At 68.7% G+C, this 19,534-nt stretch carries 23 protein-coding genes; 14 read left to right on the plus strand and 9 right to left on the minus strand.

Translation table 11 applies throughout. The features are described from left to right. Window positions 1–4: 4 nt before the first annotated feature. Window positions 5–385 (minus strand): hypothetical protein, encoded by a 381-nt coding sequence (locus BHQ18_RS11215; protein ID WP_084294032.1) that lies wholly within the window; start codon window positions 383–385, stop codon window positions 5–7. Between the two features lie 286 nt (window positions 386–671). Between BHQ18_RS11215 and BHQ18_RS11220 the strand changes: the two genes are divergently transcribed. From BHQ18_RS11220 to phoU, 4 genes are all read left to right on the plus strand, one after another. Then, complete coding sequence (locus BHQ18_RS11220) at window positions 672–1,667, plus strand: acyl-ACP desaturase (protein ID WP_069413690.1); 996 nt, start codon at window positions 672–674, stop codon at window positions 1,665–1,667. A 23-nt stretch (window positions 1,668–1,690) separates the two neighbouring features. Further along, entirely contained in the window at window positions 1,691–2,824 is a 1,134-nt protein-coding gene (gene dusB, locus BHQ18_RS11225; RefSeq protein WP_205866087.1) for a tRNA dihydrouridine synthase DusB, read from the plus strand. A 196-nt stretch (window positions 2,825–3,020) separates the two neighbouring features. Next, a complete protein-coding gene (locus tag BHQ18_RS11230; protein WP_069413691.1) occupies window positions 3,021–5,150 on the plus strand; it encodes an LCP family protein in 2,130 nt (709 codons plus the stop codon). Window positions 5,151–5,246: 96 nt separating this feature from the next. Next, on the plus strand, window positions 5,247–5,915 hold the full coding sequence (gene phoU / locus BHQ18_RS11235; protein ID WP_069413692.1) for a phosphate signaling complex protein PhoU: 669 nt from the start codon (window positions 5,247–5,249) through the stop codon (window positions 5,913–5,915). Between the two features lie 85 nt (window positions 5,916–6,000). On the opposite strand, the gene pstB is transcribed toward phoU, so the two are convergent. The 6 genes from pstB to BHQ18_RS11265 form a co-directional block, all read right to left on the minus strand. Beyond that, complete coding sequence (gene pstB, locus BHQ18_RS11240) at window positions 6,001–6,777, minus strand: phosphate ABC transporter ATP-binding protein PstB (protein ID WP_069413693.1); 777 nt, start codon at window positions 6,775–6,777, stop codon at window positions 6,001–6,003. Window positions 6,778–6,785: 8 nt separating this feature from the next. Then, window positions 6,786–7,703 (minus strand): phosphate ABC transporter permease PstA, encoded by a 918-nt coding sequence (pstA, locus tag BHQ18_RS11245; RefSeq protein WP_069413694.1) that lies wholly within the window; start codon window positions 7,701–7,703, stop codon window positions 6,786–6,788. Continuing rightward, window positions 7,700–8,743, minus strand: coding sequence for a phosphate ABC transporter permease subunit PstC (gene pstC / locus BHQ18_RS11250; protein WP_069413695.1), 1,044 nt, complete (start codon window positions 8,741–8,743; stop codon window positions 7,700–7,702). Before pstC ends, pstA begins: the two co-directional genes overlap by 4 nt. 48 nt (window positions 8,744–8,791) lie before the next feature. Then, complete coding sequence (gene pstS, locus BHQ18_RS11255; protein WP_069413891.1) at window positions 8,792–9,919, minus strand: phosphate ABC transporter substrate-binding protein PstS; 1,128 nt, start codon at window positions 9,917–9,919, stop codon at window positions 8,792–8,794. Between the two features lie 123 nt (window positions 9,920–10,042). Beyond that, window positions 10,043–10,936, minus strand: coding sequence for a mycothiol synthase (gene mshD, locus BHQ18_RS11260; RefSeq protein ID WP_069413696.1), 894 nt, complete (start codon window positions 10,934–10,936; stop codon window positions 10,043–10,045). Further along, on the minus strand, window positions 10,933–11,712 hold the full coding sequence (locus BHQ18_RS11265; protein WP_069413892.1) for a winged helix-turn-helix transcriptional regulator: 780 nt from the start codon (window positions 11,710–11,712) through the stop codon (window positions 10,933–10,935). Before BHQ18_RS11265 ends, mshD begins: the two co-directional genes overlap by 4 nt. A 178-nt stretch (window positions 11,713–11,890) precedes the next feature. Here BHQ18_RS11265 and lmeA point away from each other — a divergent pair, with 178 nt between their 5' ends. The 8 genes from lmeA (at window position 11,891) to BHQ18_RS11300 (ending at window position 16,067) form a co-directional block, all read left to right on the plus strand. Then, window positions 11,891–12,682 carry a mannan chain length control protein LmeA gene (lmeA, locus tag BHQ18_RS11270; RefSeq protein ID WP_084294020.1) on the plus strand — a complete coding sequence of 264 codons (792 nt, stop codon included), beginning with the start codon at window positions 11,891–11,893 and terminating at the stop codon, window positions 12,680–12,682. Next, entirely contained in the window at window positions 12,679–13,101 is a 423-nt protein-coding gene (locus BHQ18_RS11275; RefSeq protein WP_069413698.1) for a thioredoxin family protein, read from the plus strand. Before lmeA ends, BHQ18_RS11275 begins: the two co-directional genes overlap by 4 nt. Window positions 13,102–13,130: 29 nt before the next feature. Continuing rightward, window positions 13,131–13,223 carry an Ms5788A family Cys-rich leader peptide gene (locus tag BHQ18_RS30925; protein ID WP_372516628.1) on the plus strand — a complete coding sequence of 31 codons (93 nt, stop codon included), beginning with the start codon at window positions 13,131–13,133 and terminating at the stop codon, window positions 13,221–13,223. A gap of 93 nt (window positions 13,224–13,316) precedes the next feature. Next, a complete protein-coding gene (locus tag BHQ18_RS11280) occupies window positions 13,317–13,781 on the plus strand; it encodes a DUF4395 domain-containing protein (protein WP_069413699.1) in 465 nt (154 codons plus the stop codon). Window positions 13,782–13,818: 37 nt separating this feature from the next. Beyond that, window positions 13,819–14,652: a sulfurtransferase gene (locus BHQ18_RS11285; RefSeq protein WP_069413700.1), complete on the plus strand. Its 834-nt coding sequence runs from the start codon at window positions 13,819–13,821 to the stop codon at window positions 14,650–14,652. A gap of 1 nt (window position 14,653) precedes the next feature. Continuing rightward, complete coding sequence (locus tag BHQ18_RS11290; RefSeq protein WP_069413701.1) at window positions 14,654–14,956, plus strand: DUF1416 domain-containing protein; 303 nt, start codon at window positions 14,654–14,656, stop codon at window positions 14,954–14,956. A 209-nt stretch (window positions 14,957–15,165) separates the two neighbouring features. Beyond that, on the plus strand, window positions 15,166–15,795 hold the full coding sequence (locus tag BHQ18_RS11295; RefSeq protein WP_069413702.1) for a heme-binding beta-barrel domain-containing protein: 630 nt from the start codon (window positions 15,166–15,168) through the stop codon (window positions 15,793–15,795). Beyond that, complete coding sequence (locus tag BHQ18_RS11300) at window positions 15,795–16,067, plus strand: hypothetical protein (RefSeq protein WP_069413703.1); 273 nt, start codon at window positions 15,795–15,797, stop codon at window positions 16,065–16,067. Before BHQ18_RS11295 ends, BHQ18_RS11300 begins: the two co-directional genes overlap by 1 nt. Here the strand turns inward: BHQ18_RS11300 and BHQ18_RS11305 are convergent. Beyond that, entirely contained in the window at window positions 16,064–16,909 is an 846-nt protein-coding gene (locus BHQ18_RS11305) for an ABC transporter substrate-binding protein (protein ID WP_069413704.1), read from the minus strand. The genes BHQ18_RS11300 and BHQ18_RS11305 overlap by 4 nt on opposite strands. Before the next feature lie 318 nt (window positions 16,910–17,227). Continuing rightward, window positions 17,228–18,106 (minus strand): aminodeoxychorismate lyase, encoded by an 879-nt coding sequence (locus BHQ18_RS11310; RefSeq protein WP_069413705.1) that lies wholly within the window; start codon window positions 18,104–18,106, stop codon window positions 17,228–17,230. Window positions 18,107–18,157: 51 nt separating this feature from the next. Between BHQ18_RS11310 and ygfZ the strand changes: the two genes are divergently transcribed. Together ygfZ and BHQ18_RS11320 are read left to right on the plus strand one after the other, a co-directional pair. Further along, complete coding sequence (gene ygfZ, locus BHQ18_RS11315; RefSeq protein ID WP_069413706.1) at window positions 18,158–19,222, plus strand: CAF17-like 4Fe-4S cluster assembly/insertion protein YgfZ; 1,065 nt, start codon at window positions 18,158–18,160, stop codon at window positions 19,220–19,222. A gap of 122 nt (window positions 19,223–19,344) precedes the next feature. Further along, window positions 19,345–19,527: a DUF3073 domain-containing protein gene (locus BHQ18_RS11320; protein WP_069413707.1), complete on the plus strand. Its 183-nt coding sequence runs from the start codon at window positions 19,345–19,347 to the stop codon at window positions 19,525–19,527. Window positions 19,528–19,534: the final 7 nt, after the last annotated feature.

A 19,534-nucleotide genomic window follows, 5' to 3' on the forward strand; every position in this document is an offset into this window, starting at 1 on the left:
GTCGTCAGCTGCTCGGCGCAGCGGCCGCGGCAGCCGCGGCTTGGCGCCGGAGCTCGGCCTTGCGGGCCTTCTCCGCGGCTTCGGCCTTGGCCTGCCTGCCGATCTCGCTCGCCGCCGAGTTACCGGGCGCTCCCGGTGCGGCCAGCACTCCGTTGCAGTTCAGGGCCACCATCACCTCGCGGTTGACCACCAACCGGCTGCGGGAGTTCGGTCGGCGGACCGCCGCATCCCAGGCGTTGGTCACCAGGCAGGCGGCTTCTTCCGCGCCGGTGCCGACCCGCGTGGCCACCACGGCCCTGCCGCCCGAGCGCTCGATCATCCGCTTGGCGTCCTTGTACGGACGGTCCACCACGTCCGGGACCGCCGCCGCTGTTCCGGCTCCCATGAGTGCACCACTTGCCGTCGCGACCGCGACGATCAGACCGGTCAGTAGTTTGCGCGTCTGCTTCAACGCTTGCCCTCCGAGTGTTGTGAAACCGGCAATTCGGTGCCTGGTCCGGGCGTGAACGCTTTGCCCGACGGGAACTCTACAGGTTGGCCTGCGGCCTGTGGGGCGGATGTGACACACGCTCACAGAACTTGATGTCACCGAAGTACACAGATACTCTGAGTGCAACCAATAGGTACAGATAACTGAAGGGCTCCCGCACGTCGAGGAGGACTAAGGACTTATGCACGAGAATTTGACTGACCTGCACCTGCTGCGCGAGCTGGAGCCCGTCGTTGAGAAGAACCTCAACCGGCACCTGTCGATGCGCAAGGACTGGAACCCGCACGACTACATCCCGTGGTCGGACGGCAAGAACTACTACGCCCTCGGCGGCCAGGACTGGGATCCCGAGCAGGCCCAGCTCTCGGAGGTCGCCCAGGTGGCGATGATCCAGAACCTGCTGACCGAGGACAACCTGCCGTCCTACCACCGCGAGATCGCGATGAACTTCGGCATGGACGGCGCCTGGGGCCAGTGGGTCAACCGCTGGACGGCCGAGGAGAACCGCCACGGCATCGCGCTGCGCGACTACCTCGTCGTCACCCGCGCCGTGGATCCCGTGCAGCTCGAGCAGCTGCGCGTCGAGCAGGTCACCCGCGGTTTCTCCCCCGGTCAGAACCAGCAGGGCGACCTCTTCGCCGAGAGCCTGTTCGACTCGGTGATCTACGTGACGTTCCAGGAGCTCGCCACCAGGGTGTCGCACCGCAACACCGGTAAGGCCTGCAACGAGACCATCGCCGATCAGCTGCTGGCCCGTGTCTCGGCCGACGAGAACCTGCACATGATCTTCTACCGCGACGTCTCCGAGGCCGGCTTCGAGATCGCGCCGGACCAGGCGATGCACTCGCTGCACCGCGTGCTGCGCAACTTCAAGATGCCCGGGTACACGGTGCCGGAGTTCCGCCGCAAGGCCGTGATCATCGCCGTCGGCGGTGTCTACGACCCGCGGATCCACCTCGACGACGTGGTGATGCCGGTGCTCAAGAAGTGGCGCATCTTCGAACGTGAGGACTTCACCGGGGAGGCCGCGCGGATGCGCGACGACCTCGGCAAGCTCGTCGAAGAGCTCGAGGAGGCCTCGCAGAAGTTCGAGGAGTCCAAGCAGCGCAGGCTCGAGCGCGAGGCACGTAAGGCCGAAAAGCTCTCTGCGAAGAAGGTTTTGGCCTCCACCCCATGACGGTTGTTGCCGACAGGCAGGAACTGGCGATAGGTCCGATCCGGCTGCGCAGCCCGGTGGTGCTGGCGCCGATGGCCGGCGTGACCAACGTCGCGTTCCGGACCCTGTGCCGCGAACTCGAACTCGCGCGCGCCGGCACGGTCAGCGGACTGTACGTCTGCGAGATGGTGACGGCGCGGGCGCTGGTCGAGCGGCATCCGGGAACGATGCACATGGTCACGTTCTCGCCCGACGAGAGCCCGCGCTCGCTGCAGCTGTACTCGGTGGACCCGCAGAACACCTACGCGGCGGCCAAGATGATCGTCGACGAGGACCTGGCCGACCACATCGACATGAACTTCGGTTGCCCCGTACCCAAGGTCACCCGCCGCGGCGGGGGCGCGGCGCTGCCCTACAAGCGTCGGCTGTTCGGTCAGATCGTCGCGGCCGCGGTACGCGCCACCGAGGGCACCGACATCCCGGTGACCGTGAAGTTCCGCATCGGGATCGACGACGACCACCGCACGCATCTGGACGCCGGACGCATCGCCGCCGAGGAAGGCGCGGCCGCGGTCGCGCTGCATGCCCGCACCGCCAGCCAGCGCTACTCCGGCAAGGCCGACTGGGAGCAGATCGCGGCGCTCAAAGCGCACGTCACCGGAATTCCGGTGCTGGGCAACGGCGACATCTTCGAGGCCGCCGACGCACTGGCGATGATGTCGGCGACCGGGTGCGACGGTGTGGTGATCGGCCGCGGCTGTCTGGGCCGTCCGTGGTTGTTCGCTGAACTGTCGGCGGCGTTCACCGGCGCGCCCGCGCCGACACCGCCGACGCTGGGTGAGGTGGCGTCGATCATCGTGCGGCACGGCCGGTTGCTGTCCGACCATTTCGGCGAGGACAAGGGCATGCGCGACATCCGCAAGCACGTCGCCTGGTACCTGCACGGTTTCCCGGCCGGTGCCGAGCTGCGCCGGGCGTTGGCGCTGGTCAAGACGCTCGATGAACTCGAGACGCTGGTCGGCCAACTCGACCCCGAGGTGCCGTTCCCGGACGCGGCCACCGGCCCGCGGGGCCGCCAGGGCTCCCCGGCGGCGGTTTCGCTACCCGAGAACTGGCTGGCCGACCCCGACGACTGCACGGTCCCCGCGGATGCGGAGGTCATGCACTCCGGGGGCTAGCCGGAGACGGCCGTCGCTGGTTCGTCTCCGTCTTGAGACGACTCTGACATCACATCTCTCAGAATGTCTCAGTACGATATGAGTCTCGTTCGTAATGCGGTTCCCTCAGCGGAACCATCCCGTGCGTTCGCAAAGACGCGGAGCACTGCGTACACCTGTGTGCTGCACGCAGTACGACATGGAGGCCGGTAGGAACATGAGTGACGGCGATCGCGCCACTCCTGGCCCTGCCGACGCTTCAGACGGCGACAACCAATGGCTTACCCGAAGTCCGCGGCCGTCACCAGGCGCCGCGCCGTGGGAGCGCAGCACCACACCGAACCGTGACCCGCAGGGCGGCGACCAGGCAGACGACGACGCCCCCAGCGGCAACCATTCCGCCGGTGTCACTGTCGCCGACCTGATCGCCAAGCTCCACGGCGACACCCCGGTCCCGCCGCTGCGCCGACGTCGCGCGCGAGACCCCGAACCCGAGCCCGCACCCGCCAACCCGCCGACCCCGGCCAAATCGTCGGCTCCGCCGACCCCGGCCAAATCGTCGGCTCCGCCGACCGAGATCATCGCGCCGGTGGTGCCCGACGAGCCCGAACCCGCGCTCGACTACGAAGCCCCCGACGAGGACGCCCCCGACACCGAGATCATCCCGGTGGTGCGTGCCGGCTCCGAGCTGCCCGACCTCGCGCTGGTCCGCAGGCCGGCCCGGATCCCCGCGGCGCACGCCGCGACGGGCCGCACCGCCGCGCCGGCCAGATCGCGCCGCGGCAGGCGCCGCACGATGGTCGCCGGGCGGGCGGCCGCCGCGATGATCGCCGTGCTGGCGCTGACGCTGACCGGCGGCGCGTGGCAGTGGCAGTCGGCGAAGAACAACATGCTCAACCGGGTCTCCGCGCTCGACCCCGACTCGCGCGACATCCTCGACCCCAACGCCCAGTTCGGTGACGAGAACTTCCTGATCGTCGGGGTCGACAGCCGCATCGGCGAGAACAGCGAACTGGGTGCGGGCACCACCGAGGACGCCGCCGGTGCCCGCTCGGACACCGTGATGCTGGTGAACATCCCGGCGAACCGGGAACGGGTGGTGGCGGTGTCGTTCCCGCGCGACCTCGAGATCGAGCCGATGAAGTGTGAGCCGTGGGACCCGCGGACCGGCGAATACGGACCGATCACCGACCCGGAGTCGCCGATGTACGGCGCCGAGGAGGTTTACACCGAGTACAAGCTCAATTCCGCGTACGCCGTCGGCGGGCCGAAGTGCCTGGTGAAGGTCGTCCAGAAGCTGTCGGGCCTATCGGTAAACCGATTCATGGCAGTCGATTTCGCGGGCTTCTCGAAGATGGTCGACGCGCTCGGCGGCGTCGAGGTGTGCACCACCACCCCGCTCGAGGACTACGAACTGGGCACCGTGCTGCCGACCGCGGGCCGCCAGGTGATCGACGGTCACACCGCGCTGCAGTACGTGCGCGCGCGGCAGGTCACCACCGAGAGCAACGGCGACTACGGCCGCATCAAACGCCAGCAGTTGTTCCTGTCGTCGCTGATGCGGTCGCTGATCTCCAAGGAAGTGTTCTTCTCGCTGTCCAAGCTCAACAACGTGGTCAACATGTTCATCAACGACAGCTACGTCGACAACATGGACACCAAGGACCTGGTCACGCTCGGCCAGTCGATCCAAGGCATCGCGGCCGGCCGGATCACGTTCTTGACCGTCCCCACAACGGGTTACATGGACGAGTGGGGTAACGAGCAACTGCGCGAGGAGGACACCCGCGCGATCTTCGACGCGATCATCAACGACGATCCGCTGCCCGAGGAGAAGAACGCCGACAACACCCCGGTGCCCGGCACCCCGGAGTCCGAACAGGTACCGACCTCGCAAGCCCCGGCCCACGACTCCGCACCGTCGAGCGAACTGGTCGACGCCGTCACCACCAACCCGCGTGACATCACCGTGCAGGTGTCGAACTCCACCGGTCAGAACGGCCTTGCCGCGACCGCGGCGACCGCGCTGGAGACCCACGGCTTCAACGTCACCACGCCGGACGACTACCCGGATGCGCTGGACTCGACGACGGTGTTCTTCTCCCCCGGCAACGAGGAGGCCGCCGCGACCGTCGCATCGGCGTTCCCCAACCCCACCATCGAGCGGGTGTCCGGTAAGGGCGACGTCGTGCAGGTGGTGCTGGGCAGCGACTTCTACTCGGTGAACCCGCCGTCGCCGAGCGGTTCACCGGTGCAGGTGCACGTGGTGCGTGGCACCCGCAGCACCCCCACGGCGCTGCCGGAGGATCTCAGCGTCACCAACGCCGCCGACGCCACCTGCGAGTGAACCGGACCGTCGACCGGCGTTTGGGCAGGTGGCATTCACCGTTCGTTCACCGGCGCGATCATGCCATTTCAACTCGAAAGTCCGTAGGCTTGCGGCATGCGTACCGCGTACCACGAGCAGTTGGAAGACCTGAGTAACCAGCTCGGCGAGATGTGTGGCCTGGCCGGCGGCGCGATGGAACGCGCGACCCAGGCGCTGCTGCAGGCCGACCTTGTCCTGGCCGAGCAGGTCATCACCGACCACGAGCAGATCGCCGCGATGAGCGGGCGCGCCGAGGAGGCCGCGTTCGTGCTGCTGGCACTGCAGGCGCCGGTCGCCGGAGATCTGCGCGCGATCGTCAGCTCGATCCAGATCGTCGCCGACGTCGACCGGATGGGCGCCTTGGCCCTGCACGTCGCCAAGATCGCCCGCCGCCGCCATCCGCAGCATGCCCTGCCCGAAGAGGTGAACGGATACTTCGCCGAAATGGGCCGTCTCGCAGTCGAACTCGGTAACAGCGCCCAGGAGGTGCTGGTCACCCGCGACCCGGAGAAGGCCGCGCGCATCCGCGAAGAGGACGACGCGATGGACGACCTGCACCGCCACCTGTTCACCGTGCTGATGGACCGGGAGTGGAAGCACGGTGTGGCCGCCGCGGTCGACGTGACCCTGCTGGGCCGCTTCTACGAGCGGTTCGCCGACCACGCGGTCGAGGTCGCCCGGCGGGTGATCTTCCAGGTCACCGGCAAGCACCCCGACGCGGAGGACGTCCCCGCGGCCCGCTGAGGCCCGCTGAGGCCCGCGAGCAGACGCAAAGTGCCCCATTTTCGCAGGAAATGGGGCACTTTGCGTCTGTTGGGCAGAAGAACGGTCAGCCGAAACGGCCGGAGATGTAGTCCTCGGTCGCCTTCTGCGTGGGGTTGGAGAAGATCTTCTCGGTGTCGTCGATCTCGATGAGCCGGCCCGGTTTGCCGGTGGCCTCGAGGTTGAAGAACGCGGTCTGATCGCTCACCCGCGCGGCTTGCTGCATGTTGTGGGTGACGATGACGATCGTGAACTCCTGCTTGAGGTCGGAGATCAGGTCCTCGATCGCCAGCGTCGAGATCGGGTCGAGCGCCGAACACGGCTCGTCCATCAGCAGCACGTCGGGTTGCACGGCGATCGCGCGGGCGATGCACAACCGCTGCTGCTGACCGCCGGAGAGCCCGCCGCCGGGCTTGTCCAGCCGGTCCTTGACCTCGTTCCACAGGTTCGCACCGCGCAACGACCGCTCAGCCACCTCGTCGAGGGTCTTCTTGTTGCGCACGCCCTGCAGCTTCAGCCCCGCGACGACGTTGTCGCGAATCGACATCGTCGGGAACGGGTTCGGACGCTGGAACACCATGCCGATGGTCTTGCGCACCGCCACCGGGTCCACCCCGGGTGCGTAGACGTCCTCACCGTCGAGCAGCACCGAACCCTTCACGTAGGCACCGGGAATGACCTCGTGCATACGGTTGAGCGTGCGCAGCACCGTCGACTTGCCGCAGCCGGACGGCCCGATGAAGGCCGTCACCATCCGCGGCGGCACCGCCACCGACACGTCGGCGACCGCGTGGAACGAACCGTAGTAGATGTTGACGTCTTTGAGGTCCAACCGTTTTGCCATGTGAGCTCCTAAACCTTCTTGGGCGCAAAGAACTTCGCGATGAAGCGCGCGCCGATGTTGAGCACCGCGATCAGCAGGATCAGCGTGACCGCCGCACCCCAGAGTCGATCGGTGGGCACCGGGTTCGCGCCGGCGCCTGCGGACACCTGGTCGTACATCATGCCGGGCAGCGAACCCTGGAAACCGCTGAACATGTCGAAGTTGATCGCCTGCGCGTAGCCCACCAGGATCAGAAGCGGCGCAGTCTCACCCATCACGCGGGCCAGAGCCAGCATGATCCCGGTGACGATGCCCGACAACGCGGTCGGGATCACGATGGCCGCGATGGTCTTCCACTTCGGCACCCCGAGTGCGTAACTGGCCTCGCGCAGATCCATCGGAACCACGCGCAGCATCTCTTCGGTGGAGCGCACGATGACCGGAATCATCAACAGCACCAACGACAGTGACACCGCGAAACCGGAACGGTCGAAGCCCAGCGTCGCCACCCAGAGTGCGTAGATGAACAGCGCAGCCACGATCGACGGCACGCCGGTCAGGATGTCCACCATGAACGTGGTCATCTTGCCCAGGCGCGTCCCGCCGCCGTACTCGACCAGGAAGATGCCGACGAACACACCGATCGGAATCGATATCGCGGCGCACACCAGGCCCTGCAGCAGCGTGCCGACGATGGCGTGGTAGACGCCGCCACCGGGCATGAAGGCCGTCATGCCGGCCTGCGAGTTCCACCACCAGGTGCTGTCGAGCACCACGCTGCCGCCCTTGACGACCACCGACACCAGCACCCAGATCAGCGGCACCAGCGCGACGAGCACCGAGGAGGTGACCAGCACCGTGGCCACGCGGTCGGTCAGCTTGCGCCGCTTGCTGATCCCGGTGAAGGCGGGTTGCTTGAGCGGCGTGTCCAGCGTCGAGGCCGTCATGACTTACCCTTTCCGGCGACCGCTGCGCGGGCGAGCGAGTTCACTACGAACGTCAGGATGAACAGCACCAGGCCCGCGGCGATGTAGGCGCCCGCCTTGTACTGGTCGTTGAATTCCGAAGCGGCCGAAGCGATCAGGCTCGCGAACGTGTAGCCGCCGTCGAACAGCGACCAGCCGAACGCCTGCTGGGTACCGCGCAGGATGATCAGCAGCGCGATGGTCTCACCGAGCGCCCGGCCCAGACCCAGCATGGCGCCGCTGATGTAGCCCGACATGCCGAACGGCAGCACGGTGGTACGCACCACCTCCCAGCGCGTCGCGCCCAGCGCCAGCGCCGCCTCGATCTGGCCGCGGGGCGTCTGCACGAACACCTCTCGGGTGACCGCGGTGATGATCGGCAGGATCATCACCGCCAGCACGATGCCCGCGGTGAAGATGGTTCCGCCGCCGGCGACCGAGGCGGTACCGGTCTGGAACAGGAACAGCCAGCTCAGATTCTCGTTGAGCCACACCGCGAATGGCTTGATCACCGGGGCCAGCACGTACAGGCCCCACACGCCGTAGATGATCGACGGCACCGCGGCGAGCAGGTCCACCATGTAGGCCAGCGGCCCCGAGACCCGCTTGTGGGCGTACTGGGTCAGGTAGATCGCGATCCCGAGCGCCACCGGCATGGCGAGCAGCAGCGCGAACACCGACACGAAGACCGTCACCTGGAGCAGGTCCAGGATGCCGAAATGCATGGCCGACGTGTCGGTGGTGACCCAGTTGCCGCCGTAGAGGAAGAAGTTCTCCTCGTTGCGGGCCAGCGCGGGTATCGCGCGCCACACCAGGAAGAAGCCGATCGCCCCGATCAGGGCGATGACGAGAATCCCGGCGCCCTCCGAGGCCCAGCGGAAGAGACGATCGCCGATCCGCACCTTCCCACCTTTACCCGGGTCGGTGGAGATCGGGGAGGGTTCCGGAAAGGGTGTGGCTAACGCCTCACCCGATCCGGCTCCCAGCGGACTTGCGTTCGACACATCAACACTCCGGGTCATCGAAATTTCACCTCATCCTCGTCTCAGACGCGCTGATGTGTCGAGTGACTAGGCAGTTGCGGAGATCGCGTCGATGGAACCGAGGAGGCGTTCCTTGAAGCGGTCCGGCAGCGGGACGTACCCGGCCGTGGACAGTCCGCCCTGGCCGTCGTTGGCGGCCACCGTCAGGAACGACTTGACCGCCTCGGCGGTCTCGGCGTCGTAGCCCTTGGAGCAGACGATCTCGTAGGTGGCCAGCACCAGCGGGTACGCGCCTTCCTCCTTGGTGGCGTAGAGCGCGTTGAGGTCCAGCACCAGGTCCTCGCCGTCGCCCGCGAACGTGGCCGCGTCGATCGCCTTACCGGCGGACTCGTCGTTCAGTTCCACCGCGCCGGCGCCGCTGTCGATCTGGGCGAACGGGATGCCCGCCTGCTCGGCGAAGCCCTTCTCGACGTAGCCGATGGAGCCCGGGGTGGCCTGCACGGCCTGCACGACGCCCGCCGACTTCTGCGCGCCCTCGCCGGCGCCGCCCTGGAACTCGCTTCCGTCACCCTTGGTCCAGGACTGCGGTGCGGCAGCGGCCAGATACTTCTGGAAGTTGTCGGTGGTACCCGAGGAGTCCGACCGGTAGATCGGGGTGATGTCAGCGTCGGGCAGGTTGGCGCCGCTGTTGAGGCCGGCGATCGCCGGGTCGTTCCACTTGGTGATCTGGCCCTGGAAAATCTTGGCCAGCAGGTCGGCGTTCAGCGTCAGGGCGTCGACGCCCTCGACGTTGTAGGCCATGGCGATGGGCCCGAAGACCAGCGGCAGGTGCCAGGCGGGGTTGCCGCCGCAGCGCTCGGCCGCCTGCGGAACCTGCTCCTCCGACAGCGGGGAATCAGAGCCGGCGAAGTCGACCTGGCCCGCGATGAACTGCTGACGGCCCGCACCCGAACCGGTCGGGTTGTAGGACAGGTTCTTGCCCTGGCACTGCTGGCCCCAGACCTGGTTGAAAACCGCCACCGCGTTCTGCTGCGCCGACGACCCCTCGGCCGTGAGGGTGTCCTTGCCGGCGCACTCGGCAGACGCGGAACCGGTGCCGGACGCCTCAGACGTTCCGGTGCCGGCGGCGTTGTTGTCGCTCCCGCACGCGGACAAGGCCAGCGCCGCGACCGCGGTCACCGAGATGCCGAGCGTCTTACCGAAGTTGAACTTCACGAATCCCACTTTCCATTGACGGCTTTGAACTCTCCGGCAACGTATGCGGCCGTGGTGGACGAATACCGGACGTCAGATGAACGGCCGGTGAACTCGTACGGCCGGTTCGGCGTGGTTTCCCAGCTAGCGGGGCGAGGCGACGGCGTAGGCGGCGTCGACCGAGAACACCGCGAAGCCCAGGTTCCGGTAGGTCTTCACGGCCGCGGAGTTATCTGCCTCGACGTAGAGCAGCACGGTCGGCTGTGAGCTTGCCGACAGTCGCGCGGCGAGGTGGTGCAGCCCGGTCAGGGTCAGCACCGCGCCGAGCCCGCGGCCCTGGGCGCCGGGGTCGACGCCGACGACGTACACCTCGCCGAGATCGGCGTCGTGCTGTTTGGTCCAGTGGAAGCCGAGCACCTCGTCGCTGGCGTCGTCGACCGCCAGGAACAGACCTTCGGGGTCGAACCAGGGCTCGCCGCGGCGTTCGGCGAGTTCGGCGTCGGTCCAGCCACCCTGTTCGGGGTGCCAGACGAACGCCGCGTTGTTCACCCGCAGCAGGGCCGCGTCGTCGGACGGGCCGGCGTAGGTGCGGATGCGGACGCCGTCGGGCACCTGCACCGGCGGCAGCCCGGTCAGCGGTCGCCGCATCTGCAGCAGTTCCCGCGCGACGGTCAGTCCGAGCGACGCCGCGGTCGCGCGGGCGGGTTCGAGGTTGCCGTGCGCCCAGATCCGGGTGTCCGGACCTCCCTCGGTCAGCCCGGCGCGGGCCAGCGCGGCTCCGATCCCGCGGCGACGGGCCTGCGGATGCACGACGAGTTCGGCCATCGGCGGTTCGGGAGTCAGGTTCAGATAGCCAACGACGGTGTCGGTGTCGGTGTCGGTGGCCAGCAGGTGGCGGGTGCGGTCGTGCGGCAGCTCGCGCAGCACCTGCTCGCCGACCGGGGCGACGCCGTCGGCCGCCGTCGCGGCATCGACGATGTCCCGGATGCGCGCCTGTTCGTCAGCGGACAGCTTTGTGCGCCAAAGGATTTCGGTCACGGACTATGCAAGGGGTCGCCGAGGCCTTCCGGTACACCGTCGGGGGTGTCGAACTCGGCTCCCACATCGTCGAGGTCATCGGGCACGTCGGCGACCGGCGTGCGGCCGCGCGCCGGACGGACCGCCTTGTACCCGACGTTGCGCACCGTGCCGATCAGCGACTCGTACTCCGGGCCGAGCTTGGCGCGCAGCCGGCGCACGTGCACGTCCACGGTGCGTGTGCCGCCGAAGAAGTCGTAACCCCACACCTCCTGCAGCAACTGGGCGCGGGTGAACACCCGTCCCGCGTGCTGCGCGAGGTACTTGAGAAGCTCGAACTCCTTGTAGGTGAGGTCGAGCGGACGTCCGCGCAGGCGCGCGGTGTAGGTGCCCTCGTCGATCACCAGCTCACCGAGACTGATCTTGCCGACGTTCTCCTGGTTGGCCGCCCCGCCGCGACGCCCGACGAGCAGCCGCAGCCGGGCGTCGATCTCGGCCGGGCCGGTGCTGGGCAGCAGGATCTCGTCCAGGCCCCACTCCACATTCACCGCGACCAGGCCGCCCTCGTTGACGACGGCCACCACCGGCACGGAGGTGCCCGTGGTGCCCAGCAGCCGGCACAGCCCGCGGGCGGCGGCCAGATCGGTACGGGCGTCGACGATCGCGACGTCTGCGCTACCGGCCTCCAGCAGCGAGGACACCTCGGTCGGCGCCGTGCGCACGGTGTGGGCGAGCAGCGCCAGCGACGGCAGCACAGACTCGGGTTGGGGGTCGACGGTCAGTAGCAATAGATCCAACTGGCCCTCCAACAGCCATAGGGACCTCGCCTGGACAACAGTGTCGGTCGGTGACTTCCCAGATTCCTGCTCGACATACGGCCGTTACCCGGCCGATGGTTCCATAACGATAGCGCGCTACCTGCTGATTAGCTGAGCCGAACCGATCGAATACACGTCGGTGGGCCAGAATGGCCGGGTGCGCAAGCTGCTGATCGGTGCCTTGGCGGTCGTCGTCACCGTCGTCGTCGGGGCGGTCGGCACCGACTTCGGCGCGGCGATCTACGCCGAGTACCGCCTGGCCAGAAGCGTGCGCACGGCCGCTGACCTGCACCACGACCCGTCGGTGGCGATCCTCGGGTTCCCGTTCAGCACGCAGGTCGCCGACCGCCGCTACGACGAGATCGAGATCCGCGCCAACGGCGTCGACCACCCGGTAGTGGGCAAGGTCTCGTTGGAGGCGACGCTGCACGACATCGGCCTCGACGACGCGTCGTGGCTGATCGGGCCGGATGCCCGGTTGCCCGTCGGCAAGGCCGAGAGCCGCATCATCATCGACTCCACGCACGTCGGCCGGTTCATGGGCATCCCCGACCTGCTGGTGGAGGCCCCGACACGAGAGAGCAACGACGCCACCGGCGGCACCACCGAGTCCGGGATCTCGAGTAACGAGGGCGTGGTGTTCACCGGAACCCCCGCGGACTTCGACGAGCGGGTCAGCATCGCGGTCGACCTCGAGGTCACCGGCCCGGAGGAGACGACGCTGGTGATGACGGCCACCGGGGTGCTGACCGGCCCCGGCACCGCCGACGAGGAGGTACCCGACGACAAGCTCGACGCGGTGCTGGCCGAGTTCTCCGGCACCATGCCCGGCCAGAAGCTGCCGTTCGGTCTGCGCCCGACCGCCCAGGGCGCCCGCGGCTCGGACATCATCATCGAAGGCATCGCCGAGGGAGTAACCGCGGCGCTCAGCGAGTTCAACCAGCCATGAGCTCGTCCTGGGTGCTGGTCATCGCGGTGCTCGTCGCCGCGCTGGGGATCGCGTTCGTGGTCGGACGGTTGTTGACGCTGCGGGCCGGGCTGCTCAAATCCAGCCAGGACGCCGCCGACGTCGACACCAGCGATCTGGGGCTGTCGACGACCGGGCCGACGATCCTGCACTTCACCGCGCAGTGGTGCGGGCCGTGCGCGGGAGTCCGCCGGGTGGTCGAGCAGGTGTGCGGGGAACTGCCCGAGGTGGCGCATGTCGAGATCGACATCGACGCCAATCCGGAGGCGGCCCGGCGGCTTTCGGTGCTGTCGCTGCCCACCACGATCGTGTTCGACCGCGGCGGGCGGCCGCGGTTCCGCACCCACGGCGTGCCGAAGGCCGCTGACCTGCGGTCGGCGGTGGAAGCGCTGTTGGCTTGATCACCCCGTCGATTGGTAGGCTGTCCGGCGTGTCCGCCCGCCTCGAGCCGATGCTCACCAAGCGCCGCGCAGTCGATCTGTGCCGCGTTGCGGGTTGTTGCTGTTGTTGTTGTAGCCGCTGAGTAGCCGCGCTTCCTCGCGCCGCGCTCGGAGATCGGATCGAATCAGGTCCGGCTCTCATTCAGCCCCGACCATGACGCAACAGGAGCACGCCCATGCCGACCAAGCCCCGAACACCTGATCAGGTGGACGTCCGCGGTCCGCGGTTCGCCGCGTGGGTCACCACCGCGGTGATCGTCGCGACGCTGCTGATCTGGCCGCTTCACCCGGTCGCGTCGGCCGTGCTGCTCGCCGCGCAGGCCGTCGTGTTCGCCGTCGGCGCGTGGCTGGGTCCGCGCCGGCACCCGTACGGTCTGCTGTTCGCGCGGCTGATCGCACCGCGGCTCGGCCCGGTCACCGACAGAGAGCCCGCGCCGCCGCTGCGGTTCGCACAGTTCGTCGGCTTCGTCTTCGCCGGGGTCGGGGTGGCCGGGTTCGCGCTCGGCGTCCCCACGCTCGGCCTGATCGCCGCCGGGCTCGCCCTGGCGGCGGCCTTCCTCAACGCGGCCTTCGGCATCTGCCTGGGCTGTCAGATCTATCCGCTCGTCGCACGAATCAGCAGCACCCCCTCACCCGTATAGAACTTCGAAACCCGAAGCAATCGAAAGGATTTCCTAAATGGCACGTGCCGATGTCCTGGTCACAGCAGACTGGGCCGAGAGCAATCTCGACGCGCCGAACACCGTTTTCGTCGAGGTCGACGAGGACACCAGCGCCTACGACGGCGGCCACATCCCGGGCGCCGTGAAGATCGACTGGAAGACCGACCTGCAGGACCCGGTCCGCCGCGACTTCGTCGACCAGGAGCAGTTCTCCAAGCTGCTGTCCGAGCGCGGAATCGCCAACGACGACACCGTGATCCTCTACGGCGGCAACAACAACTGGTTCGCGGCCTACGCGTACTGGTACTTCAAGCTCTACGGCCACGAGAACGTCAAGCTGCTCGACGGCGGCCGCAAGAAGTGGGAGCTCGACGGTCGCCCGCTGTCGGCCGAGGTGGTCAAGCGCCCGGAGACCAGCTACACCGCCAAGGCGCCCGACAACAGCATCCGCGCATTCCGCGACGAGGTGATCGAGGCCATCAACACCAAGAACCTCGTCGATGTGCGCTCGCCCGACGAGTTCTCGGGCAAGATCCTGGCGCCCGCGCATCTGCCGCAGGAGCAGAGCCAGCGACCCGGGCATATCCCCGGCGCCATCAACGTTCCGTGGAGCAAGGCGGCCAACGACGACGGCACGTTCAAGTCCGACGAGGACCTGGCCAAGCTGTACGCCGAGGCCGGCCTGGACGGCGAGAAGGAAACGATCGCCTACTGCCGCATCGGCGAGCGCTCGTCGCACACCTGGTTCGTGCTGCAGGAACTCCTCGGGCACAAGAACGTCAAGAACTACGACGGCAGTTGGACGGAATACGGCTCCCTGGTGGGGGCCCCGATCGAGTTGGGAAGTTGATATGTGCTCTGCACCGAAACAAGGACTGACGTTGCCCGCCGGCGTCGACCTGGAGAAGGAAACGGTGATCACCGGCCGCGTCGTCGACGGGTCCGGTCAGGCCGTCGGCGGGGCGTTCGTGCGCCTGCTCGACAGCTCTGACGAGTTCACCGCCGAGGTGGTCGCCTCGGCCACCGGCGACTTCCGGTTCTTCGCCGCCCCGGGCACCTGGACGCTGCGCGCGCTGTCGAAGCACGGCAACGGCGACGCCGTCGTCGCGCCGTCCGGTGCGGGCATCCACGAGGTCGACGTCAAGGTCGCCTGAGACCCGTTCGGTTCGAACGTGAGCTTGTGAGCGAGGATCCGCCGAGATCTCGCGCACAGGCTCACGTTCGGGGCGATCGCGTCCGGCCCGCGACGGCCGACTAGACTCGTGCCCGTGGTGCTGTTCTTCGAACTCCTGCTGGTGGTGGCCGTCGTGGTGATTACCTGGTTCGCCCTGTACACGCTGTACCGTCTCGTCACCGACGAGTCGTGACCTCGGGCGACGACGCCGTCGCGGCCGCGGCCGAACGCGCGAAAACGACCGCCGCGCGCAACATTCCGGTGCTCGGGGATCTGCCGGCACCGTCTGACACCGCGAACCTGCGCGAGGGCGAGAACCTCAACGACGCGCTGCTGGCGCTGCTGCCGCTGGTCGGGGTGTGGCGCGGCGAAGGTGAGGGTCGCGGCGCCGACGGCGACTACCGGTTCGGCCAGCAGATCGTGGTGTCCCACGACGGCGGCGACTACCTGATCTGGGAGGCCCGCTCGTGGCGGCTCACCGAATCGGGCGACTACGACCAGCACGCGCTGCGCGAATCCGGCTTCTGGCGGTTCATCAGCGATCCGGCCGACCCGTCGGAATCCCAAGCCATCGAACTGCTGCTGGCCCACTCGGCCGGATACATCGAGTTGTTCTACGGCCGCCCCCTCAACCAGTCGTCGTGGGAACTGGTCACCGATGCGCTGGCGCGCAGCAAGTCCGGCACGCTGGTCGGCGGCGCCAAACGGCTCTACGGGATTGTGGAGGGTGGAGATTTGGCCTACGTCGAGGAGCGCGTCGACCCCGACGGCGGGCTGGTCCCGCACCTGTCCGCGCGGCTGTCGAGGTATGTCGGCTGATGCGCGCGCTGTGGCTCGCCGCGGGGTTCGCCGCGGCCGCGATCACCGCCGGTTGCTCGTCTGAGCCGCCGGCCTCGGATCCGCCGTCCGAGCGGCAGAGCACCACCACCACTGAGGCGCCCGCCGGGCACGGCTCGCTGGCACAGTGTCTGAGCGAGCACGGGGTGCCCGCGGCGCCCGGGCCGGCCGGACCTCCGCCGGGCGTCGACCCCGGTAAGTGGGACAGCGCGATGCAGGCCTGCGCCTCGTACGCGCCCGGGCCCGCGGGTTAAGCCAGCACCGGCGCGCGGCCGGCATCGGCCAGCCACGTCGTCTGCAGCCGCGCCAGCGTGCCATCGGCCCTGAGCGCCTCGACGATCGACGACACGCACGGCGTCAACGGACTGTCCTTGGCGAGCACCAGCCCGAACTGCTCTTCGGTGTCCGGTGCCGCCGGCAGTTGGCCCACCATCACCCCGTCGCGCAGTTCCCCGGCGACCGAGAACGCGGTCGGCAGGTCGGCCACCAGCGCGTCGATCTCGCCGCTGCCCAGCGCGAGTTTCGCGTCGCCGTTGGTGTTGTAGCTCGCGACCGGAATGTCACCGTCGACCGCGACGGCCGCGGTGTGGCTGGTCGTGCCGACCTGCGCGCCCAGCCGCAGCCCCTTGAGGTCGGCGAGGCTACGCGCCTGCGCTGCCGGTGAGGACCGGACGGTCACCACGGCCTGGTTGACGTCGAAGTAGGGGGCCGAGAAATCCACGGCGGCCTTGCGCTGATCGGTGATCGACACCTGAGACAGGCTGGCGTCGAACATCTTCGGGCCGGCCACGATCGCCTCGCTGAACGGCAGCCGGACCCATCTGACGTCCTCGGCGGCGTAGCCGAGCCGGTCGGCGACCGCATACGCCACCGCCGCTTCGAACCCTTCACCGTTGTCCGGGTTGTCCCCGATGAACCACGGCGGGTAGACGGGCTGGTCGGTGCCGAACGTGAACACGCCGTCGTAGAGGGTGGCCAGCTTGTCCCGATGACAGTCCTTCGGTCGCGGCGCGGTGTACGGCGCGGCGGCCGGTGCGCACGCGTTCACCGCCATCAGGGCGGCCAGCAGCGTGCCGACCATCCGCCCGGTGCGCATGGCCGCATCATCGCCCCACGCGGCACGTCGACGCCAGAGTTGCAACGCAACGGTTTGCTACCGATTCGGCACGCAGACATGGAACGGCCCCCGAGCCGTGTGTTCCTGGCGGACAAAACCGGGGGCTCGGGGGCCGGGTGACTGCGGGGAATTCGCCAGCGCGCACAGGCGCGAAGAGCTCTGCGGCTCGTTCCCCTGGCGCTGCTAGCTCGCAGCCACCTCACAAGTCCATAAGTCACTCAAAATCTCGGACCACCTCCTCTCCTGTGTACGAGCGACGGTACCCGCGCCCGCAGGAGGCGACAACCAGTTTAGCGCTCAGCGATCGCTGACGATCGCGGCGTCGACGAGTCCGGCGAGCTCGGCCGCCAACGGACTCGCAGGCAGCGGCTCACCGTCGAGGGTGTGCACACGCGCCGCCAACGTGATGCTCGACACCAACCAAACACCCTGCGCGGTAAGCAGATCCGCGGGCCGCAGCGCGCGGTAGTCGCAGTCGTAGCCCTTGTTGCGCGCGACGTCGAACAGCGCCTGCTGCGTGGTTCCGCGCAGGATCGGAAACCACGGCGGCGGGGTGAACAGTCCGAGTCGCCCACTGCCGGGCTCGGTTTCGGCGGCGATCACCACCGTCGAGCGCGGCCCCTCGAGGATCAGGCCGTCGGAGCCGACGAAGACCACGTCCCCGGCACCGCGGCGTTCGGCGTGCCGCAGCGCGGCCATGTTCACCGCGTACGACAGCGTCTTGGCGCCGGCGAGCAGCCACGGCATCTCCGCGGCGCCGTTGGCGGGCAGCCCGCGGGCCAACGTGAGCGCGGCCAGGCCGTTGCGGCGGACCTCGGCCACCCGGGCCGGTAGCGGCGCGACCGTCGCGTACGCCGTCGGCGGCGAACCGCTTTCCCGGCCCCGGGTGTAGACCAGCCGCAGCACGCCCTCCCCACCGGTCCAGTGGTTGACGGCGGCGGCCACCGCCGCCCGCCACCGCGGCAGGTCCGGCGCCGGCAGATCGACCATCCGCGCCGACTGGGTGAGCCGGGCCAGATGGCTCTCCAGCAGACAGGGCCGACCGTCGCGGATCAGCAGCGTCTCGAAGATCCCGTCACCGCGCACCGCCGCCAGATCGTCGGCGTGCAGCAGCGGCACCGCGGGGTCGTGCAACTGTCCGTCGAGGGTCACCACGACGGTGGGTTCGCCGGCCATGGGGCCACAGCGTAGCCGCGACGTCACCCGCGCCGAACGTAGAGTTGACCTATGTCAGCAGCCGTTCCCGCTCCCGAGTCCGGACCCGACGCCGGCGCCGTGTGGCACCACGGCGACCCGCTGGGTGAACAGCGCGCCGCCACCGACTCCGTCGTCGTCGTGGACCGCTCACACCGGCCGGTGCTGACGCTGCGCGGCGCGGACCGCAAGACCTGGCTGCACAGCCTGACCACCCAGCACGTTTCCGACCTTCCCGACGGCGCGGTCACCGAGAACCTGAGCCTCGACGGGCAGGGGCGTGTGGAAGATCACTGGGTGCAGACCGAACTCGACGGCGTCACCTATCTGGACACCGAGCCGGGGCGCGGCGAGCCGCTGCTGGCGTACCTGACCAAGATGGTGTTCTGGTCCGACGTCGTCGTCGAACCCGCCGAGCTGGCGCTGCTGACGCTGCTCGGCCCCCTGGTCGGTGACTCCCCTGTGCTGGCCACGCTCGGTGTCGACGCGCTTCCGGCGGTCGACACGGCGGTCGCGCTGGGCGGCGGCGGATTCCTGCGCCGCCGCGGCGAGATTGAGGTCGACGTGCTGGTGCCCCGCGAGCAAGCGGCGGACCTGCGGCAACGGTTGGTCGACGCCGGGGTGCGGGAGGCCGGGATGTGGACCTACGAGGCGTACCGGGTGGCGGCGCTGCGGCCGCGGCTCGGCGTGGACACCGACGAGCGGACCATCCCGCACGAGGTCGGCTGGATCGGGCCGGCCGTGCATCTGGACAAGGGTTGCTACCGCGGGCAGGAAACCGTCGCGCGGGTGCACAACCTGGGCAAACCGCCGCGGATGCTGGTGCTGCTGCACCTCGACGGGTCGGACGACCGGCCCGCGCCCGGCGCCCAGGTGCTCGCCGGCGGCCGGGTGGTGGGCCGGCTGGGCACGGTCGTCGACCACGTCGACGAGGGTCCGGTGGCGCTGGCGCTGCTCAAGCGGGGTCTGCCCGCGGACACCGCGCTCGAGGTGGACGGGACGCCCGCGGTCATCGACGCCGACACGCTTCCGCCGCCCGACGTCGCCGGCGCCGGACGTCGCGCGGTCGAGCAGCTGCGCGGCGGCGCACGCCCGTGACGAGGGCCTGCCAGCGCCGCGAGGCCAGGCACGGTAGAGTGTCGGCAGGACGATAACTAACAGATCAGATCGGAGCCGCCTGCTAATCAGGCCGCTCCGTTATTGCGCGAGGGGGTCCCCCCATGGGCCGCGGCCGGGCAAAGGCAAAGCAGACCAAGGTTGCTCGTGAGCTCAAGTACAGCTCACCGCAGACCGACTTGAAGCGGCTTCAGCAAGAGCTGTCGGGCGCTTCCGAGACCGATCACCTCAACGGCACCGATCCGGTGGCCGACGAGTGGGTCGACGAGGACGACTGGCGGCGCTGAGGCCCTC

The sequence above is a fragment of the Mycolicibacterium flavescens genome (genome assembly GCF_001722335.1).
GTDB classification, from domain to species: Bacteria; Actinomycetota; Actinomycetes; order Mycobacteriales; family Mycobacteriaceae; genus Mycobacterium; species Mycobacterium flavescens.

What these genes read in the sequence shown, in the direction of transcription:
- pstA (WP_069413694.1), bottom strand. Translation starts at nt 7,703, where the DNA reads ATGACGGCCTCGACGCTGGACACGCCGCTCAAGCAACCCGCCTTCACC.
- BHQ18_RS11230 (WP_069413691.1), top strand. Translation starts at nt 3,021, where the DNA reads ATGAGTGACGGCGATCGCGCCACTCCTGGCCCTGCCGACGCTTCAGAC.
- phoU (WP_069413692.1), top strand. Translation starts at nt 5,247, where the DNA reads ATGCGTACCGCGTACCACGAGCAGTTGGAAGACCTGAGTAACCAGCTC.
- BHQ18_RS11215 (WP_084294032.1), bottom strand. Translation starts at nt 385, where the DNA reads ATGGGAGCCGGAACAGCGGCGGCGGTCCCGGACGTGGTGGACCGTCCG.
- BHQ18_RS11275 (WP_069413698.1), top strand. Translation starts at nt 12,679, where the DNA reads ATGAGCTCGTCCTGGGTGCTGGTCATCGCGGTGCTCGTCGCCGCGCTG.
- BHQ18_RS11285 (WP_069413700.1), top strand. Translation starts at nt 13,819, where the DNA reads ATGGCACGTGCCGATGTCCTGGTCACAGCAGACTGGGCCGAGAGCAAT.
- BHQ18_RS11280 (WP_069413699.1), top strand. Translation starts at nt 13,317, where the DNA reads ATGCCGACCAAGCCCCGAACACCTGATCAGGTGGACGTCCGCGGTCCG.
- BHQ18_RS11290 (WP_069413701.1), top strand. Translation starts at nt 14,654, where the DNA reads ATGTGCTCTGCACCGAAACAAGGACTGACGTTGCCCGCCGGCGTCGAC.
- BHQ18_RS11300 (WP_069413703.1), top strand. Translation starts at nt 15,795, where the DNA reads ATGCGCGCGCTGTGGCTCGCCGCGGGGTTCGCCGCGGCCGCGATCACC.
- pstB (WP_069413693.1), bottom strand. Translation starts at nt 6,777, where the DNA reads ATGGCAAAACGGTTGGACCTCAAAGACGTCAACATCTACTACGGTTCG.
- BHQ18_RS11310 (WP_069413705.1), bottom strand. Translation starts at nt 18,106, where the DNA reads ATGGCCGGCGAACCCACCGTCGTGGTGACCCTCGACGGACAGTTGCAC.
- BHQ18_RS11220 (WP_069413690.1), top strand. Translation starts at nt 672, where the DNA reads ATGCACGAGAATTTGACTGACCTGCACCTGCTGCGCGAGCTGGAGCCC.
- ygfZ (WP_069413706.1), top strand. Translation starts at nt 18,158, where the DNA reads ATGTCAGCAGCCGTTCCCGCTCCCGAGTCCGGACCCGACGCCGGCGCC.
- BHQ18_RS11305 (WP_069413704.1), bottom strand. Translation starts at nt 16,909, where the DNA reads ATGCGCACCGGGCGGATGGTCGGCACGCTGCTGGCCGCCCTGATGGCG.
- pstC (WP_069413695.1), bottom strand. Translation starts at nt 8,743, where the DNA reads ATGACCCGGAGTGTTGATGTGTCGAACGCAAGTCCGCTGGGAGCCGGA.
- BHQ18_RS11320 (WP_069413707.1), top strand. Translation starts at nt 19,345, where the DNA reads ATGGGCCGCGGCCGGGCAAAGGCAAAGCAGACCAAGGTTGCTCGTGAG.